Genomic DNA, 19,406 nt, shown 5'->3' on the forward strand with positions numbered 1-19,406 from the left:
TGTAAGTAACTATATAATTTTATTTTGAATTCGTCAAGAAATTAGTTTAAAAGCAAGTCTGAAAAATACATCATTTGTCATAATGAAAGCAATTACATATAATATAAAATAAGAAAAGTGAATGGATATTCATTTTCTTAAAGCTATACATAATAGAGTTGGGGGCTGACGAAATGAATGTACAGGAAAGTTTCGTTACGGCATTGGATGGATCGGAAATTTATTTGCGTAAGTGGTTACCAGAAGGAGATCCGAGAGGAATTATTCAAATTGCACATGGCATGACAGAGCATGCAGGGGTGTATACAGAATTTGTAGATGCTTTATTGGAAGCAGGGTATGGTGTTTATGCGCATGATCATAAAGGACATGGGAAAACAGTAAAAAAAGAAGAAGACTATGGTCATTTTGAACCAAATATAGGGTGGAATCAAGTTGTATCGGATGTTATCTTTGTTTCAGAAAAGATAAAAGAAGAGCAGTCAAGTCCTTTGTTTTTACTTGGACATAGTATGGGTTCTTTTTTATCAAGACGTGCTGTACAACTTAGAGGCGAATTATATGATGGATTTCTGATTTCAGGAACAGGTGGAAATCCAGGGCTTTTAGGAGCTATTGGTCATAAAGTAGCAACAATCGAAATGAAATTGCGCGGGGCAAAAACGAAAAGTCCAATGTTAAACTTTTTATCTTTCGGAAACTTCAATTCGAACTTTAAGCCAAATCGTACAAAATTTGATTGGTTATCTTCAGATAATAATCAAGTTGATAAATATATTGCGGATCCGTTATGTGGTTTCATTTGTACGACGAGTTTTTACCGAGAATTATTTTCTGGAGTATTAGAAGTAAATAAACTAGAAGAATACAAGAAGACGCCAAAGAATCTTCCAATACATATATTCTCTGGTGATCGTGATCCTGTTGGCGATATGGGGAAAGGTGTAAAAGAAGTATATGAAAACTATAAAAAATGTGGTGTGAAAGACGTGACACTACGTTTATATGAAAATGGTAGACATGAAATGTTTCATGAAGTAAATAAGGATGAAGTATTTAAAGATTTAATTTCGTGGTTAGATGCGCATAATAAATGAGAAAGATAATCCCAAACTGTTTGTAGTTTGGGATTATTTATTATACAGAAATAGGGGCAATAAATTCTTAAATTCACTTTACTTAATAAAAAATAAAAAAATATTGTATGAGAGGAAACCTCACTTTTCTGAAGTGAGGTTTTTTGTAGTAACGAAGTAATAGTGAATAAAACTAATTTTAAAAGTAATTTAAAATTAAACTTTTTATAAAGCAACAGATGCTCGTTCATAATAGTAGTATAATAGTGAATGAGGTGTTAATAGAATGGAAGATAGAACGTTAGGTTTATTACTAGATGTTGTTGGGGAACTATTTTCAGATGAAATTTCAATTGCTGTTTCGAATACGAAAGAATATATTTACTATCGGCCAAGTAAACGAATTGATTTAAAGATTAGTGTCGGGGATCCTATAAAGGAAGGAACGATTGCTCATAAAGCGATGGTGATGAATCAAAAAACATCTGAGTTTATGAATCGGGATGTTTTTGGTATTCCTTATCATGGAATGGCTGTACCATTTTCAAACAATGGAAAGCTTGAAGGGTGCGTGACGGCAATTTATCCAGCTTTAACGGATGGAAAGTCAGTTGTTACTTTAAAAACAACAGACGGCTGGATTCCGGTTCCTTTTTCAAAGGTTATGTATTTAGAGGCTAAAGATAAAAAGACGTATGTGAATTCAGAAGAGTTATCAGGAACACATAAATACTCTCTGCAAGAATTCGAATACTTGCTTCCGAAAGATTCATTTATTAGATGTCACCGTTCGTTTATTGTAAATGTTAATCATATTAAAGCGATTTATCCTGATACCCATTCTACTTTTGTACTTTCGATGGATAATGGTGAGAGAGTACCAGTTAGTCAATCATACGCTAGTTATTTCCGTAAACTTCTAGGATTCTAAATTTTTCTGCTTTAGAACCTAGATTTGCTGTTCTGTCTGAATTTTCGGCATTGTATACTAAAATCCCTATTTTGATAGTGTTAATGTGTAAAATAATTATGAATATTCAATGAGAGAGGGATTACATATGGAGAACAATTTAGATAGAATCAGAGATCAACGTCTAAAAGATCGGGTAGTTACACCTGAAGAAGCAGCTTCCTGGATTCAAAGTGGAATGACTTTAGGCTTAAGTGGGTTTACACGTGCAGGTGATGTAAAAGCAGTCCCATTTGCGCTTGTAAATCGAGTTAAGAATGATGAATCTTTTAAAGTAAATGTTTATACTGGGGCTTCTTTAGGATCGGATGTAGACAAATTATTTGCTGAGGCAGGAATTTTAGGGAAAAGATTACCTTTCCAAGCTGACGCTACTATGCGAAAAGGAATTAATAACGGAGACTTTTTATTTGTGGATCAACACTTGTCTCATACAGCAGAGTTACTCCGTGCTGACGTTCTGGATATAGATTTCGCTATTTTGGAAGCGGTTGCGATTACAGAGGACGGAATGATTATTCCAACCACTTCAATTGGAAATTCCTTAGCGTTTTCCTTAAATGCTAAGTCTATTATTATTGAAATGAATATGGCTCAATCCGCGCAATTAGAGGGGCTACATGATCTATATGAACCAGGTAAACAAGGGGAGAGGCTTCCAATTCCGCTTGTGAAAACAGATGACCGAATTGGAACAATCGGTATTCCAATTGATCCTGAAAAAGTAAAGGGAATTGTGTTTACGAATCAATTGGATTCGCCATCGACAATTGTTCCTCCGGATGAAGAAACTGTTATTATGGCACAGCATTTAATAGAATTCCTTCGAGAAGAAGTCAAAGTAGGCCGATTAACAAATCGTTTAGCGCCGTTACAATCAGGAATTGGTTCAGTGGCTAACGCCGTATTGCATGGAATGTTAGATTCAGAATTTGAAGATTTAGAAGTATATTCCGAGGTTTTACAAGATGCAGTTTTTGATCTTATGGATGCTGGAAAAGTCAATTTTGCTTCTTGTTGTTCTATCACGCTTTCTGAAGAGAAAATGCAACAAGTATTTTCTAACTTTGAAAAATATCGTGACAAATTAATGATGCGTCCACAAGAGATTTCCAATCATCCTGAAATTATTCGTCGCCTTGGATTAATCTCAATTAATACTGCATTAGAATTAGATATATACGGAAATGTTAACTCTACTCACGTTTTAGGTACAAAAATGATGAATGGTATTGGTGGGTCTGGCGATTTTGCAAGAAATGCTCGCCTAGCTATCTTTGTTACTAAATCGATTGCGAAAGGTGGTAACATTTCAAGTATCGTTCCTTTCGTTTCTCATGTAGACCATACTGAACATGATGTAGATGTTATCGTCACTGAACAGGGATATGCCGACTTAAGGGGACTTGCGCCAAGAGAAAGAGTGGAACTTATTATTGAGAATTGCGCACATCCAATGTATCGTGAACAGCTACGAGCTTATTACGAAGAAGCAAAAATAAGAGGTGGACAAACTCCTCATATTTTAGAAAAAGCTTTTTCTTGGCATACGAACTATGCTAAAAATGGAACAATGCTTGAAGCGGTAGTAGAAACTGTATAGGTTTGTATCGTACGAAATAGTAAAACGAATGAGTGAGCTTGAAGATTAAATTTTAGAAAAAGAGAACGCCAACTTTTAGGGATGGCGTTCTTTTTCTTTAAAAAAATTGTTGAAAGTCGTACTGATTATAATAAAGATTTATAAAATCAATTTCTATTTTATGGAAATTGAAGGTTTTTTTGAAGTGCTTTCCGAATCAATTTAGTAGTGTACATATTGAAAGTGAGGAAAAAGAATCATGAAGATAAGAGAAGCATTATTAAGTGAAGCAAATGAATTAAGTGAACTCGCACTACATTCAAAAGCAACGTGGAATTATAGTGAAGAATTCATACTTGCTTGTAAGGAAGATTTAACAATTACGGAAGAGTACATAAAAAATAATTTTGTATATGTTTTAGTAAACGATAATGCGAAGATTGGTTTTTTCTCATTTTTACGTAATGATAAAGCTCTCGATTTCTTGTACATTCATCCTCATTACAAAGGAAAAGGTTACGGGAAAATACTTTGGGAGTATGTAATAGAAAAAGCCAATGAACTAGGATTAAAAAGTTTTACAATTGATAGTGATCCGAATGCAAAAGGATATTACTTGAAAATGGGAGCACAGTTAATAGGAGAGACACCATCAACTATCTTTAAGGGGCGTGTACTGCCTCTTTTGAAATATGATGTGTAAAACTATTAATAGTAGGGGAAGATTAGAATGGATGATGTAAAGGAAAAAAGAATATATGAAGCACTAATAAAATCGTGGTCGATTGAAACGAGTTCAAAGTGGACAATTGAAAACCCAGCAAAGGGACAATGTGGTGTTACAGCTCTTGTCGTTCAAGACATATACGGAGGAGAAATTAAAAAGACAAAAGTAAGAGAGGTATGGCACTTTTATAACTTTATAGATGGGCAGAGATTTGATTTTACAGAGACTCAATTCAATGGGAAATTGAATTATATGGATGAAAAGTCAAATCGGGAAGAAGCATTTGCAGATACAAATGAAAAGCAATATAACATTTTGAAGGGAAAAATAACGAAAGAATTAAAATTATCTTTTGACTCTTAATCTTTAATAAGTTACTATAATGGTGGTAACTTATTAAAGGGAACTTCATAGAGTTGAAAGGGGAAATACTTTTGAAAACAACTTATGTAAACGCTACAATTGTAACGATGAATGAACAAAACGAAGTGATAGAAAATGGATATATCATTGTAGAAAATGATCAAATTATAGATGTAAAGAGCGGAGAATTCGCTAATGAATTTGAAGTAGATGAAGTAATTGACATGAAAGGAAAGTGGGTTTTACCAGGGCTTGTAAATACACATACACACGTTGTAATGAGTCTCCTAAGAGGTATTGGAGATGATATGTTATTACAGCCATGGCTTGAGACGAGAATTTGGCCACTGGAAAGTCAATTTACTCCCCAAATTGCGGTCGCTAGTACGGAATTAGGATTACTTGAGATGGTGAAAAGTGGTACAACATCATTCTCTGACATGTTTAATCCAATTGGAGTAGATCAAGACGCAATTATGGAAACGGTATCAAGGAGCGGGATGCGAGCTGCTGTTTCAAGGACTTTATTTAGCTTCGGAACGAAAGACGATGAAAAGAAAGCGATTGAAGAAGCTGAGAAATATGTGAAGCGTTACTATAACGAAAGTGGCATGTTAACTACGATGGTTGCACCACATAGTCCATATACATGTAGTACAGAATTGTTAGAAGAGTGCGCACGGATTGCAGTAGAGAATCAAACGATGGTTCATATCCATCTTTCTGAAACAGAGCGTGAAGTACGTGATATTGAAGCACAGTATGGAAAACGTCCAGTAGAATATGCAGCGAGCTGCGGATTGTTTAAACGCCCAACAGTTATTGCACACGGTGTAGTATTAAATGACGATGAGCGTGCATTTTTAGCAGAACATGATGTTCGAGTAGCACATAACCCAAATAGTAATTTAAAACTAGGTTCTGGTATAGCGAATGTAAAAGCGATGCTAGAAGCAGGAATAAAAGTAGGAATTGCAACAGATAGTGTTGCATCTAACAATAATTTAGACATGTTTGAAGAAATGCGCATAGCGACTTTATTACAAAAAGGTATTCACCAAGATGCAACAGCATTACCAGTTGAAACAGCTCTTTCTCTTGCGACAAAAGGAGCTGCGGAAGTAATCGGGATGAAACAAACAGGGTCACTAGAAGCTGGTAAGTGTGCTGATTTTATTACGATTGACCCGTCTAACAAGCCGCATCTACAACCAGCAGATGAAGTGTTATCACACCTTGTATATGCTGCGAGTGGTAAAGATATAAGCGATGTAATTATTAACGGAAAACGTGTCGTTTGGAATGGCGAATGTAAAACGTTAGATGAAGAGCGTATTATATTTGAAGCACGTCGTTATAAACGAGGTCTGCAAAGATAGATAATTATGTGACAGTTGAAAAAGCTATCCTTTTAAAAGGATAGCTTTTTTCTTGAACGAATAAATATTCAAAAGAATGTCGCATCTTTCTGTTAGTATTTCTGCTATAATATATTACGCTTTATAATATTTTATATTTAAGGAGAACAACTCATGAAGCGAAAAAAGAGCCATTTAATGGTAATGGCACTTGTTACATCTTTATTATTAACAGCTTGTAATAATAAAGCGAATAAAAGTGATACAGAGGTTAAAAAACAAGTGTTAAATGTAACAGTATCAGAAGAAATTCCTTCTCTGGACACTGCGAAAACAATGGATGGTACATCAGCCCACGTTATGCAGAATATATTTGAGGGGTTATATGTATTAAATGATCAAGATCAGCCTATTCCAGCAGTAGCAAGATCGTTTAAAAGAAGTGAAGATGGTAAGAAATATACATTTGATTTGCGTAAAGATGCAAAATGGTCAAATGGAGACAGTGTGACAGCAAATGATTTTATATTTGCATGGAAACGTGCAATTAATCCTGAAACGGCATCTCAATATGCATACATGCTCTTTTATGTGAAAAATGCGAAAGAGATTAATAAGGGAACAATGCCTCTTGATGCACTTGGGGTTAAAGCAATAAATAATTATACGTTAGAAGTTGAACTCGAACAGCCAGTTCCGTATTTTTTACAGTTGTTAGCACTACCTATATACTTACCACAGCATGAATCATTTTTGAAAGAACAAGGAAACAATTATGCATTGGAACCTAGTAATCTCATATATAACGGTCCATTTGTATTAGAAAAATGGAAGCATGAACAAGAGTTTCAATTAAAGAAGAATGCTACATATTGGGATCGAAAGAAAGTGAAATTAGACGAAATAAACTTTCATATCGTAAAGGATACAATGACAGCTGTAAATTTATATGAAGCCGGAGATTTAGATCGAGTACCTATTAATTCGCAAGTTGTAGACAAGTATAAAGGGAATAAGGAATTACATATGTCGAGTGATCCTGGAATTGCTATGCTTCGTTTTAATGAAAAAAATACCGCGTTAGCAAATAAAAAGGTGCGTCAATCTATTTCATTAGCGTTAAATAAAGATGATTTCGTTGCTCACTTTATTAATAACGGAGCAAAACCTGCAAGTGGACTTGTACCAGTTGGTCATGTAAATGAAGTGACTGGTAAAGATTTTAGAAAAGAAAATGGAGATATTTCCTCATATGATTTGCAAAATGCAAAAAAACTTTGGGAAGAAGCGAAAAAAGAGCTTGGGGTAGAACAAGTAAACCTAGAGTTCTTAACGTTCGAACAAGATAATGCAATACGTATGGCAGAATATATAAAAGGTGATTTAGAGAAGAATTTGCAAGGGTTAACGATACAAATTAAACAACAGCCATTTAAGCAAAAATTACAGTTAGAACAAATAGGTGATTACGATATAACTATGGCAAATTGGGGACCTGACTATAAAGACCCAATTAGTTATTTAGAGTTATTTACGACAGGGAATCCGAATAATAAAATGAATTATTCTAATGTTCGTTACGATGAATTAATAAAGAAAGCGAAAACGGATTTTGTACTAGATACGGAAAATCGATGGAAAGCGTTGCGAGAAGCCGAGCAGGTATTATTAGAAGATGCAGCTGTGGCACCGCTTTATCATATTGGCTCAGCATATGTACAAAAGGATTATGTAAAAGGAATTGAAAAACATCAATTTGGTGGTATTTATACTTATAAGAATGCTTATATTGCTAATGAATAAATACAAAAAACCTTACTTTTTAAAAGTAAGGTTTTTTACACATAAATTCTATTAAACTGATTTTAATAAAGCGTAAAAATTCGTATCATATGGGATATCATCTTGATACATATAATTTTTTAGAACACCTTCTTTTTCAAAGCCTAATTTTAATAGTACTTTATTAGAAGCTTCATTTTCAAGAAATACAATTGCCCCGATCCGCTTTAAATGAATCGTATGGAAACCGTATGATATAACCTCAGAAACAGCTTCAGTCGCATATCCTTTTCCCCAGTGTTCAGGCAAAAAGGCATAACTTATATTGGCTCGTTTATGCTCAGAAGACCAATCGTGAAAACCAATGGTACCGATGAGTTCTTTCTTGTCTTTTAATTCGATTCCCCATTTTATACCGCTTCTTGCATTGTAGCTCAACTTAAAATTATGAATGATTTGTTTCACTTGATCAACATCTTGTAACGGTTTTTGGCCATAATAGCGCAGTACATTAGTATTAGAAAAGCATTGTAGTATACGTGGTGCATCTTTTTCGGTAAGTTCTCTTAAAATGAGTCTTTCAGTTTTTAATAAAGGAAACATATTTTCGCTCCTTTTCACATGAAAATAGAATGTATTTGTTATTATATAATTTAATCTGAAAATAAAGATTATTCAAGGTGTAAGGGTAGATTTGATTTATGATAAACTTAGATGTGGAATATATTTCAAAAAAGAGGTTTGGAAATGGAAAAAAATTCGATATTAATTGTAGATGACGATAAAGATATTATTCAATTTATTAATGTGAATTTAAAACAAGAAGGTTTTAAAGTTTTTAGTGCTCATAACGGAGAAGAGGCTTTAGAAATAATAAATAATAACAGTATTCAACTTGCTATTTTGGATATTATGATGCCTCAAATGGATGGTATAGAACTTTGTAGAAGGATTAGAGAGAAACATAGTTTACCAATTATGTTTTTAAGCGCGAAATCATCGGATGTAGATAAGGTAATTGGATTTAGTACTGGGGCAGATGATTATATTGTGAAGCCGTTCAGTACAATTGAATTTATCGCAAGAGTGAAAGCTCAATTAAGAAGGTATACATATTTCAATCAAAATGCTCCCCAAGTAATGGAAAAGAAAATAAATATTAGAGGTTTAGAAATAGATGAAGTGTCGAGAACAGTAATGTTATATGGAGAAAGAATCAATCTTACGAAAACTGAATATGATATTTTACACTTAATGGCAGCTGCAAGGAATCGTGTGTTCACAATTGAAGAAATATATGAGAGCGTTTGGAACGAAAGAGCCTATGAAAGTAATAATACAGTAATGGTTCATATTGCAAGATTGAGAAATAAAATTGAAGAGAATCCAAAAGAACCGAAGTTTATTCAAAATGTTTGGGGAGTCGGATATAAAATTGAAGATTAAATCATTACAAGGCATTAGAGCTAAGTTTTTTATCGCATTCATATGTAGCATCTTGTTAGCGACTGTAAGTATAATAGTGTTTCAAATTTTAGTTGGAAATATATATAGTCAGGTTAATGTTTTAGAGGAAAAATATTCATTTTTATATTTTATAGTTTTTTTGATTTTTACTACAACATACTTTGCATGTATGACAAAAACACTGATGAAAAGGTTGTCTCAAATTAACAAGAACCTGAAGGAAATAAGTGACGGTAATTTTGAAATACATATACCTATTTTGAAAAATGACGAGATTGGTGAACTAGCGGCAAATGTTAATAGAATGGCGAAAAGCTTAAAAGAGTCTATCGAGAATGAAAAAAAATCACAGGAAATGAAAAATGAAATGATTAGTAATATTTCTCATGATTTACGAACGCCAGTAACATCTTTAATCGGTTATGCGGACCTGTTAGGAAATAAACTTCATTCGAATGGAGAGGAATGTGAACAGTATGTAAGTATATTAAAGCGAAAAAGTTATGAATTAAAACATCAAATAGATGATTTATTAGAATACTGTCAAATAAATTATAGAGAGATTGAATTACATAAAGATGAAGTAGATATGAAAGCATTAATTGAACAAATCATGATTGACTTTGTACCACAATTAGATGATGCTAATATGAGCTTTTATATTAAAAGTGATGAAGTGCTGCATGTAGAAGTTGATGTAGCACTTATAGTGAGACTATTTGAAAATGTAATAGGTAATAGTATTATGTATGGAAAAGATGGAAAGGAAATTGCAATTGAAATTTCCAATAAAACAATGAATGTTGAAGTAGAAATTAAAAATTTTGGACAATGCATTCCGAAAGAGGACCTTCCTTACGTTTTTGAGAAATTTTATCGTAGTGAAAAATCACGTAGTTCTCATACGGGCGGGAAAGGAATAGGACTTGCAATTTCAAAAAGTATAGCCGATCTCCATCAAGGGGATATCACTGTACGTAGTAACGATAAAGAAACAGTTTTTACTGTGAAATTACCGCAGTATAAAAAAGTAAGAAAGTCGTAAGTATTTCTTTTATATGTCGTAATTTTTACTTTGTATCATTGAGAAAAAGGATATGAGAGTAGGGACGCGACATGTGGAAGGCATTTTTATTAGTAATTATAGTTTCTTTTTTAATTATAAGTTGGATCTTAGTTTATGTAGCTAATGGTGTTACATCAGTTTTTGTTTGGTGGAGTATACAGGCTTTTAGTTTTATTTCAGTTTTCCTCTTGGTAGGATCAGTAATAATATTTTTTTGGAAAGGCATTTTTAGAAAGCGGATAGATAGAACGCTATTTTTAATCATTCTGTTTTCTATCATTGGAGCTTGGCCTGTCGGTTGGTTTGCTAATATAGGTAGAATTGCTTATCCAGCAGATATACAATCTATGAGTCCTAAAGCAGTAGTTCGTTTTCCTTTGAATGAGCGAGCATTAATAGGTTGGGGTGGTGATCGGTTAGAAATGAACTATCACGTTATAAAACCAAATGAAAGGTGGGCATATGATATTCTCATTCCACCTGCTGAAGTGAAAAGTAGTAAGTTAGAGGATTACGGAATATATGGAGCGAAAGTAATGGCACCAGCTTCTGGGACGGTTGTATCAATTAATAATAATGAACAAGATTTAGTTCCGGGATCGGATAATTTTCAGTCAATGGCTGGGAATCATATTTATTTACGACTAGATGAAACGGGCACATTTTTAATTCTTGCCCATTTAAAGAAAGGATCAATTAATGTGAGAGAAGGACAACATGTAAATGAAGGAGAATTTCTTGCTCAAGTCGGTAACTCAGGAAGTTCAAGTGAGCCGCATTTACATATTCATCATCAAAGGCAAGATCCGTCCAAGGTAAGTATGTTTTTTGCGGAAGGATTGCCACTTTACTTTCGAACTGAAAATGGTGTCATGATGCCGGAAAGAGGGACATACATAAGTGGTAACTAGAAGAAAATCATTTCATCCAAAAAGGGTACTCCAAATTAAAATTGGAATACCCTTTTTTCATTACCCTATAAATGTTTGATACAGTAAGAAGATATTTAAAACGATAACGAGTGCTGCAATTATCCAAGCGATAAATGTTGTTATACGGTGGTTAACGAGTGCACCCATAATCTTTTTGTTACTTGTAAACATAATAAGTGGCACTAGTGCAAATGCAATACCGAATGATAAGACGACTTGGCTCATGACTAGAGCGTAAGTTGGATTTACACCTAAAGCGATAATAACTAATGGTGGAATCATTGTAATAAATCGGCGTAAGTATAACGGAATATGCATGCGAATGAAACCTTGCATAATAATATCACCCGACATTGTACCGACAGAAGAGCTAGATAGTCCTGCTGATAAGAGCCCAATTCCAAACAAAGCAGCTGATACAGGACCTACTAAGTTGGTAAATTGAGTGTAAGCAACATCTAAATCTTCAACGTGCAAGCCGTTTTTAAAGAATAGTGCAGCAGCAACAATTAACATACTTGCATTAATTGCTCCAGCAATAACCATTGCAATAATAATATCGATAAATTCGAAACGAAAAATCTTTTTCTTTTGTTCGTCAGTTGTTCCGACCACACGGCGTTGTGTTAATGCAGAATGCAAGTATATTGCATGTGGCATAACTGTCGCACCTAAAATCCCTGCTGCAAGTAATATACTGTCTACACCTTGGAATTTTGGAATAAATAGTCCTGAAAGAAGGGGACTTAATTCTGGTTTTGCATAAAAAACTTGAATCCCAAAAGCAATTACTACAATGAAAATCATTCCTGTAATAATAGCTTCTAGTGGACGAAATCCTCTACGTTGAAATTCAAGGATAATAAATGATCCGGCTGCTGTAATTAAAGCGGCAGGTAGCATCGGGATTCCAAATAGTAAGTAAAGCCCCAATGCAGCTCCAATAAATTCCGCTAAATCTGTAGCCATAATAACTAGTTCACCTTGTATCCATAAACCGATAGACACAGGCTTTGGAAAGTTTTCACGAGCTATTTCGGGTAAATTGTTTCCTGTAGCAATTCCTAATTTAGCTGATAAAGTTTGGATTAATACAGCCATTAAGTTAGAGGCGAGTATAACCCATAATAGTAAATATCCATATTGTGAACCAGCTGCGATATTTGTAGCAAAGTTGCCAGGATCAATATAAGCAACGGACGCTATAAAAGCGGGTCCTAAAAATGGTAACAGTCTTTTCCAGCCTTTTGTTTCTCCACTTAAAGCTAAGTGAGCTGATTGTACGGTTGTACTTTCAGAAGGGAGATGTTCATCTTTTGTTATATCTTTATTCATAGTAGTTTTCCCCTTTAAAATGTTAACTTGATGAAATTATTGTATTTATTCTTACTCATTATTTCAATACATTTAGATATGTTATATGATAATTTCATTTGAACACGAAAGTTTCCTTAATGCAAATTATATGCCTTTATGCAATGGATGGTGTGATAACGTAAAATAAATTGGGAGTTTATGGTGTGATGACGTGGGGAAACATAATAAATTAAAGGGTCAATTTTGAAATTTATGTGAACATAAAGCCGATAATCCAGCATATTAATTGATGGAATTGCATTTGTATGATATATAATATATTGGGATTACAACATAACCATAGTGTTTTGATGTGTAATCTTGTTTTTTATTTTTGTTAACTGATAGAAAATAGTATAAAGAAAAGAAAATGGGATTCATTTTCTTATTATATATGTTTTGATATGAACGTTAACTTATACATGATTTTAAAAATTAGATAGGTGGTAGAAATACATTGGCAACTACAAAACCATACAGAGTATTACTATATTACATGTACACAACAATTGAAAACCCAGAAGAATTCGCGGCAGAGCATTTAGAATTTTGTAATTCACTTGAATTAAAAGGAAGAATTCTTGTAGCGAAAGAAGGTATTAACGGAACTTGTTCTGGAACTGTAGAACAAACAGAGAAATACATGGAAGCAATGAACAATGATCCACGTTTTGACGGTATCGTATTTAAAATAGATGAAGCTGATGGTCATGCATTCAAGAAAATGCACGTGCGTCCTCGTCCAGAGTTAGTTACACTTCGTCTAGAAGATGACATTAACCCACACGAAATAACTGGGAAGTATTTAGAGCCAAAAGATTTTTATGAAGCAATGAAACAAGAAGATACAGTTATCATTGATGCACGAAATGATTATGAGTTTGATTTAGGTCACTTCAAAGGTGCGATTAAACCTGATATCGAATCATTCCGTGAATTACCAGATTGGATTCGTGAAAATAAAGAAGTACTTGAAGGTAAAAAGATTTTAACTTATTGTACAGGCGGAATTCGTTGTGAGAAGTTTTCTGGTTGGTTAGTTCGTGAAGGCTATGAAGATGTAAGTCAGCTTCACGGCGGAATTGTAACGTACGGAAAAGACCCAGAGGTACAAGGTGAGCTTTGGGATGGACAATGTTACGTGTTCGATGAGCGTATTGCTGTACCAGTAAACCAAAAAGAACATGTTATCGTTGGTAAAGACCACTTTACAGGTGAACCTTGTGAGCGCTATGTAAACTGTTCAAATCCAGAATGTAATAAGAAAATTTTATGTTCTGAAGAAAACGAAGCGAAATATTTACGTGCATGTTCTCATGAATGTCGTGTAAGTCCACGTAACCGCTACGTAATACAACATGAATTAACGGAAGAGCAAGTAGCTGCTGCATTAGAGCAAATCGAAGCAGGGAAGTAAACTGAATTCGTATAATAAAAGGGGTACTCCAAGTTTTATTTTGGAGCACCCTTTTTTTATTATCCGGTCCTGTCATTTGTCGGTAAGTCGATATATTAAAAAAATCGCTGATATATTTCGAGTTGCGCCGATATAATCGGAAAATCGCTCATAAAAATTTCACTTAATGCAGCGCGCCAAGAATTTGAAAATAACCTTTTTTAATTTTTATCTTCTTTCTCTTTAACGGCAGAAAGTACAGTTTGTTTTACCCAAGCTTTTCTTCGTTTATGCTGTAGACCCCATTGGTATAAACTTTGGGCTCCTAAAATAAGTGAAATGACAATGCCGCTAATCGCAATTAATAGAGCGAAAAATTCAAGAGGTGACGATATTTTGTTTGAATCGGTGTTTCTTAAAAGGTCAATCATAGTAAACCCTAACATTTGGCCCACTACAGAGTAGAGCGTTAAAATTAATAATAAGAGGCTATCTTTTTTAGAGGCGACATTTTCTTGATATTTAAACAAACTATCAAGATTTTGTTTCGCGTTCGAGTATAGAACCTCAATATTAAAAAGTTTTCTTAAACGAAAGAAAATATCTTCACTTTGTGATTGGGATACTAATTCTAAAGAAAAATAATTAGCAGTGAAGGAATTGATCGAATAAATTAATTTCTCTATTTCATTAGTATCTTGTTCAATGTTTAGCTCAGCATAGGCGTTAGCCATTTTTAATAAAACAATTTTATGGAATAGGTTTAATAATAAAGCGTAATAAAATTCTCCGTACATTTGACTAGCAAGTTTAGCGATTTTACGTTCTCCTTCATTTGTTACACATGTAAAAATATGTTCTTCCATTATGAAATAACGATTTGGAGCCCATCTCTGGTAAGCGTGTTTTTTTAAATAGTCATGAATGTAAGGAAGGTTATTTGCGCTCACATATGGCTTACCATCACTTGTTAATCCGGAAAGACTAGAAGTACGATAAACATCCACTTCATTAAGCTCCATACCTTCTTTTAGTGACAATAAAGTTTGGACGTACATTCTTTGGTCTTCGAAGAAAGGGAAGGTTTGAAAGTATGAACTTCTTAATCTCTTCTTTTCAAAGAAATCAGTTACACCATGAAATAAATAACCAAAAATGAATTTTTCAACTTGGGAATACTTTTTTCCGTTACATTCAATACAAATAGTCTCATTTGTATCATTTTTAGTTTCAAGTACACGGAAGCGAGCAGCGAATTCGATTGCTTCAGATAAAGTCATGTTTGGAGCAGTGTTTACTTCTGTTCGAATTGTTAAGAAGCCAAGTTCATAAGGACAAAGTGTTACATCGATAGAGTGTATCTTGAATGGGATTGAAATAAGGTTTGTTGTTAAATGTCCAGTTAAGTTAAGGTCCTTTGAATAACGTTGCAAGCCCTTTTGATGCTCTGAATGAGGAAAGAGAATTTTATTTGTAAATGAAAGATAGTATGCTTCCATATTTTGATGTGAAACTTTAAACTCCCCATAATATGTATTTTCATCATCGAGATGATCGAGCCGAAAAGGACGAAAATCGTTTTTTTGTAAGAAAGGGAACATATCTTGTTCATATCCAGCTTTAAACGAAAACGGGAACAAAAATTGAAATATAGCTGTTGCTACACCTTTTTCCTCAATTGCTTGTATTGCCTCCATCTACATTGTTTCCTTTCCATATATGCTATAGAAACAACATGCCCAAATTTATTTGAAAATAACCACTCTTTTATACTCAATTGAGAGTGAAAATTCAGCTTATTTAGTAGAGGACATGTATAATGTTATGTATACTAAAAGTTATAAAATTGTATTTTGAAAAGGGGCATGCTGTATGAGGATTTTAGTATTAGGCGCTGGTGGAGTCGGAGGATTTTTTGGTGGCAGATTAGTCGAGAAGGGAGAAGATGTCACGTTTCTTGTTCGTAGTAAACGGAAAAAACAATTAGAGGAAAGAGGACTTGTAATCCGAAGTGTTAACGGGGATTTTTCCTTCCAACCGAAATTAATAACGAAAGAAGAGAGAACTTCTCCATTTGATGTTATTTTATTTTCAACAAAAGCGTATCACTTAAACGAGGCTATTCAAGATTTGAAGCCGTTTGTTGGCGATAATACTGTAATCATTCCATTGTTAAATGGTATCGCTCATTTATCACTACTACAAAAAGAATTCGGCGAAGAAAAAGTAATTGGCGGTTTATGCTTTATCGAGACGACGTTAAACGATCAAGGAGAAATTGTACAAACTAGCGCTGCCAACAGACTTGTGTTTGGAGAAATTAAGTCTCAAAATTCAGAGAGAGTAAAGCATATTTCTAAAGCATTTTCAGGTACGAAGTCTAGTTTTGTTTTAAGTGAAAATATTACGCAAGATATGTGGCATAAATATTTATTTATTACTGTAATGTCAGGTGTGACAACGTTAATGCGTGCACCAATTGGACCAATCCGTGAAAGTGAAGGCGGCCGTGATTTTATCCGTAATGTGTTTGAGGAATCTGTACAAATCATGAGAGTATTAGGAGCTCCAGTAAAGGCTAATATTGCCCAGGAACATATGAAAACGATTGATAAAATTTCGTATGATATGAAGTCATCAATGCAACGTGATATGGAAAAGGGTTCGTTTATTGAAGGGAAGCACTTGCAAGGATATTTACTGGATGTAGCAGAGAAATTTTCTATAGCGGCACCATTATTAGAATCTATATATCAAAATTTAAAGGTGTATGAAGAGATGACCTTTAACAAATCTGTAATAGAATTAGATGTATGAAAAAATAAAAAAGATAGCAATATATAAGTGTATTGCTATCTTTTTTATTTTTTGTATGACAAATTATTTATTTCTTTTCGTTCTATCTGTCAAATTTATTTCCTGTTCACGTTTACCATATAACTGATTAATTTCATTTGCTACTGCATCTAAATATGAATCGGAAAAAATAGGCTTCTTTTCTTTAGACATATGGGTCTCCTTTGCGGATTTTTAATATTCATTATGTATATTTCTCAGCGGATTATGCGCAATCATTTTAATTTTTTTCTTATTAAAAATTTTTGTTTACTTTTTGAAAATAAAGGAGTATTATAATCCACAGTTTCAATTTTCTAAATCGCTGAAACCGCATGGTACGGGGGACCCGTTTTTACGGATTAGTACATAATCCGATGGGGTGAATCCTTGAAAAAGGTAGGGCTACTCATAGGCCCGAATCCGACAGCTAACCTCGTAAGCGTTATATTGAGAAGGAAGGTGGAGCTTGTGCGACAAAAAAAATAATGTCTACAAGTCTATTTCGCTATGGCTTGTAGACATTTTTTGTTTTCTGAGGAAATCGTTTACTGGCTGTAACAAGCAGAAAAGTTCGTACAAAATTATTGGAGAGTGGACAGCATTGGTTTCATCTATTAAAAGATTTTTAATTGGAAGACCGTTAAAATCAACAGAGCTTGGAGAACAAAAGCTTAATAAAACGAAAGCTTTAGCTATTTTATCTTCTGACGCATTGTCATCAGTTGCTTACGGTCCAGAACAAATTTTAATTGCTTTAGCAGGTGTGGGAGCGATCGCTTATTGGTATTCCATTCCGATCGCTGTTGGGGTATTAGTATTATTGACAGCCCTTATTTTATCTTATCGTCAAATTATTTTTGCTTATCCGCATGGCGGGGGAGCGTATGTTGTATCAAAAGAAAATTTAGGGATGAATCCAGGCTTAATTGCTGGAGGATCTTTATTAGTCGACTATATTTTAACTGTTGCAGTAAGTGTATCTGCAGGTACAGATGCGCTAACATCTGCTTTTCCTAGTTTACATGCACATAATGTAATCATTGCGATTATATTTGTTATATTTATTACGATCTTAAATTTAAGAGGAGTAACGGAATCGGCTTCTGTTTTAGCATATCCTGTTTATTTATTTGTTTTAGCCCTATTTATATTAATTGGTGTAGGCATATATAATATTTTGACTGGTCACGTTTCACCAACTTTACACACGCCGATCGGAACGCCGGTTGCGGGTATTAGTTTGTTTTTACTGTTAAGAGCATTTGCATCAGGTAGTTCTGCTTTAACAGGTGTTGAAGCAATTTCAAACGCAATTCCGAACTTTAAAGATCCTGCGCCAAACAATGCTGCAAAAACATTGCTTGCAATGGGTGCATTACTTGCTGTGTTATTTTCAGGAATTGTATTTTTAGCTTATTATTACGGAGTGACGCCGAGTAAAGAAGTAACAGTTGTTTCTCAAATTGCTGAACAAACATTTGGACGTAATTTCATGTACTATTTCATACAAGGTACAACAGCTTTAATATTAATTCTCGCAGCTAATACAGGCTATTCTGCATTTCCTTTATTAGCGGTTAACCTCGCAAAAGATAAATTCATACCGAGAATGTTTACGATTAGAGGAGACCGTCTAGGTTACTCAAACGGTATTATAATACTTGGAGTTGCTTCGATTATTTTAATTGTAGCTTTCCAAGGACAAACAGAACATTTAATTCCGTTATATGCAGTAGGGGTATTTATTCCATTTACACTTTCTCAAACAGGGATGGTATTAAAGTGGCTTCGCGAAAAACCTGAAGGATGGGTTTTAAAATTAACGGTTAATTTAATTGGTGCAGTTATTAGTTTTATCGTAATGAGCATGTTCTTTTTAACTAAATTTGCACAAGTTTGGTCGATTCTTATTTTCTTACCTGCTATTATCTTCTTGTTTCATCGAATTAAGAAGCATTATGATGCAGTGGGTGATCAATTAAGTTTAAAAACTTGTGAACCTCTTATTCCAATTGAGGGGAATGTAATTGTCGTTCCTGTAGCAGGTATGACGCATGTAGTAGAAAATTCATTGAACTATGCGAAATCTCTTTCTGCAGATCAAGTTATCGCTGTATATGTTGCTTTTGACAGAGAAGAGGAAAAGAAATTTGAAGAGAAATGGAAGGTGTGGCAACCTGAAGTAAGGCTTGTTACATTACATTCTCATTATAGAAGTATTATTCAGCCGTTAACGAAGTTCATTGATACAGTGCAATATAAGGCAAGTGAATCGAATTACCGCGTTACGGTCGTTATACCACAGTTCATTCCGAAAAAAGGTTGGCATAACATTCTTCATAATCAATCCAGTTTACTCATACGTGCGTATTTACTTTATAAAAGAAATGTTGTTATTACGACAGTTCCATATCATTTGAAAAAATAAGAAGATTTTTTAAGGATAGTTTCGTGAAAATGAAGCTATCCTTTTTGTGTATATGCTATGCATAA

The 19,406-nt window shown here is 34.0% G+C and carries 17 protein-coding genes and 1 riboswitch; of the genes, 13 read left to right on the forward strand and 4 right to left on the reverse strand.

The features are described from left to right. Positions 1-173: 173 nt before the first annotated feature. From ACTL4X_RS09120 to ACTL4X_RS09150, 7 genes are all read left to right on the forward strand, one after another. Complete coding sequence (locus ACTL4X_RS09120; RefSeq protein WP_001102581.1) at positions 174-1,097, forward strand: alpha/beta hydrolase; 924 nt, start codon at positions 174-176, stop codon at positions 1,095-1,097. A 265-nt stretch (positions 1,098-1,362) separates the two neighbouring features. After that, positions 1,363-2,007 (forward strand): LytTR family DNA-binding domain-containing protein, encoded by a 645-nt coding sequence (locus tag ACTL4X_RS09125; RefSeq protein ID WP_000390211.1) that lies wholly within the window; start codon positions 1,363-1,365, stop codon positions 2,005-2,007. 127 nt (positions 2,008-2,134) lie between these two features. Further along, on the forward strand, positions 2,135-3,649 hold the full coding sequence (locus tag ACTL4X_RS09130; protein WP_000429812.1) for an acetyl-CoA hydrolase/transferase family protein: 1,515 nt from the start codon (positions 2,135-2,137) through the stop codon (positions 3,647-3,649). Positions 3,650-3,887: 238 nt separating this feature from the next. Next, positions 3,888-4,331: a GNAT family N-acetyltransferase gene (locus tag ACTL4X_RS09135; RefSeq protein WP_063219840.1), complete on the forward strand. Its 444-nt coding sequence runs from the start codon at positions 3,888-3,890 to the stop codon at positions 4,329-4,331. A gap of 27 nt (positions 4,332-4,358) precedes the next feature. After that, complete coding sequence (locus ACTL4X_RS09140; RefSeq protein ID WP_000342907.1) at positions 4,359-4,718, forward strand: YunG family protein; 360 nt, start codon at positions 4,359-4,361, stop codon at positions 4,716-4,718. A 53-nt stretch (positions 4,719-4,771) separates the two neighbouring features. Then, positions 4,772-6,097 carry a bifunctional S-methyl-5'-thioadenosine deaminase/S-adenosylhomocysteine deaminase gene (locus ACTL4X_RS09145; protein ID WP_140161620.1) on the forward strand — a complete coding sequence of 442 codons (1,326 nt, stop codon included), beginning with the start codon at positions 4,772-4,774 and terminating at the stop codon, positions 6,095-6,097. A 153-nt stretch (positions 6,098-6,250) separates the two neighbouring features. After that, positions 6,251-7,879, forward strand: coding sequence for a peptide ABC transporter substrate-binding protein (locus tag ACTL4X_RS09150; RefSeq protein WP_000823514.1), 1,629 nt, complete (start codon positions 6,251-6,253; stop codon positions 7,877-7,879). 51 nt (positions 7,880-7,930) lie between these two features. Here ACTL4X_RS09150 and ACTL4X_RS09155 read toward each other — a convergent pair whose 3' ends face one another. Then, positions 7,931-8,461, reverse strand: coding sequence for a GNAT family N-acetyltransferase (locus ACTL4X_RS09155; RefSeq protein WP_000484228.1), 531 nt, complete (start codon positions 8,459-8,461; stop codon positions 7,931-7,933). 144 nt (positions 8,462-8,605) lie between these two features. On the opposite strand from ACTL4X_RS09155, the gene ACTL4X_RS09160 reads away from it, so the two are divergent. The 3 genes from ACTL4X_RS09160 to ACTL4X_RS09170 all read left to right on the forward strand — a co-directional run bounded on the left by ACTL4X_RS09160 (position 8,606) and on the right by ACTL4X_RS09170 (position 11,302). Further along, complete coding sequence (locus tag ACTL4X_RS09160; protein ID WP_000414517.1) at positions 8,606-9,304, forward strand: response regulator transcription factor; 699 nt, start codon at positions 8,606-8,608, stop codon at positions 9,302-9,304. Then, entirely contained in the window at positions 9,270-10,370 is a 1,101-nt protein-coding gene (locus ACTL4X_RS09165) for a HAMP domain-containing sensor histidine kinase (RefSeq protein ID WP_162837403.1), read from the forward strand. The genes ACTL4X_RS09160 and ACTL4X_RS09165 overlap by 35 nt, the downstream gene beginning before the upstream one ends. Positions 10,371-10,441: 71 nt before the next feature. Continuing rightward, on the forward strand, positions 10,442-11,302 hold the full coding sequence (locus tag ACTL4X_RS09170) for a M23 family metallopeptidase (RefSeq protein ID WP_000265297.1): 861 nt from the start codon (positions 10,442-10,444) through the stop codon (positions 11,300-11,302). Positions 11,303-11,362: 60 nt separating this feature from the next. On the opposite strand, the gene ACTL4X_RS09175 is transcribed toward ACTL4X_RS09170, so the two are convergent. Beyond that, on the reverse strand, positions 11,363-12,658 hold the full coding sequence (locus ACTL4X_RS09175) for an Nramp family divalent metal transporter (protein WP_001030678.1): 1,296 nt from the start codon (positions 12,656-12,658) through the stop codon (positions 11,363-11,365). A 478-nt stretch (positions 12,659-13,136) separates the two neighbouring features. Between ACTL4X_RS09175 and trhO the strand changes: the two genes are divergently transcribed. After that, positions 13,137-14,096 (forward strand): oxygen-dependent tRNA uridine(34) hydroxylase TrhO, encoded by a 960-nt coding sequence (gene trhO / locus ACTL4X_RS09180; RefSeq protein WP_000246231.1) that lies wholly within the window; start codon positions 13,137-13,139, stop codon positions 14,094-14,096. A gap of 200 nt (positions 14,097-14,296) precedes the next feature. On the opposite strand, the gene ACTL4X_RS09185 is transcribed toward trhO, so the two are convergent. Next, on the reverse strand, positions 14,297-15,772 hold the full coding sequence (locus tag ACTL4X_RS09185) for a hypothetical protein (protein ID WP_000387431.1): 1,476 nt from the start codon (positions 15,770-15,772) through the stop codon (positions 14,297-14,299). Between the two features lie 175 nt (positions 15,773-15,947). Here ACTL4X_RS09185 and panE point away from each other — a divergent pair, with 175 nt between their 5' ends. Continuing rightward, the gene (gene panE, locus ACTL4X_RS09190) at positions 15,948-16,892 is read left to right on the forward strand and encodes a 2-dehydropantoate 2-reductase (RefSeq protein WP_001221892.1); all 945 of its coding nucleotides are present in this window, start codon (positions 15,948-15,950) and stop codon (positions 16,890-16,892) included. Positions 16,893-16,955: 63 nt separating this feature from the next. On the opposite strand, the gene ACTL4X_RS09195 is transcribed toward panE, so the two are convergent. Next, on the reverse strand, positions 16,956-17,084 hold the full coding sequence (locus ACTL4X_RS09195; protein ID WP_000031873.1) for a hypothetical protein: 129 nt from the start codon (positions 17,082-17,084) through the stop codon (positions 16,956-16,958). A 139-nt stretch (positions 17,085-17,223) separates the two neighbouring features. Further along, a riboswitch (cyclic di-AMP (ydaO/yuaA leader) is annotated at positions 17,224-17,370 on the forward strand. Between the two features lie 144 nt (positions 17,371-17,514). Between ACTL4X_RS09195 and ACTL4X_RS09200 the strand changes: the two genes are divergently transcribed. Next, positions 17,515-19,341, forward strand: coding sequence for an APC family permease (locus tag ACTL4X_RS09200; RefSeq protein ID WP_000254901.1), 1,827 nt, complete (start codon positions 17,515-17,517; stop codon positions 19,339-19,341). Positions 19,342-19,406 lie beyond the last annotated feature (65 nt).

Source organism: Bacillus sp. RE35 (assembly GCF_052146655.1).
Classification (GTDB): Bacteria; Bacillota; Bacilli; order Bacillales; family Bacillaceae_G; genus Bacillus_A; species Bacillus_A cereus.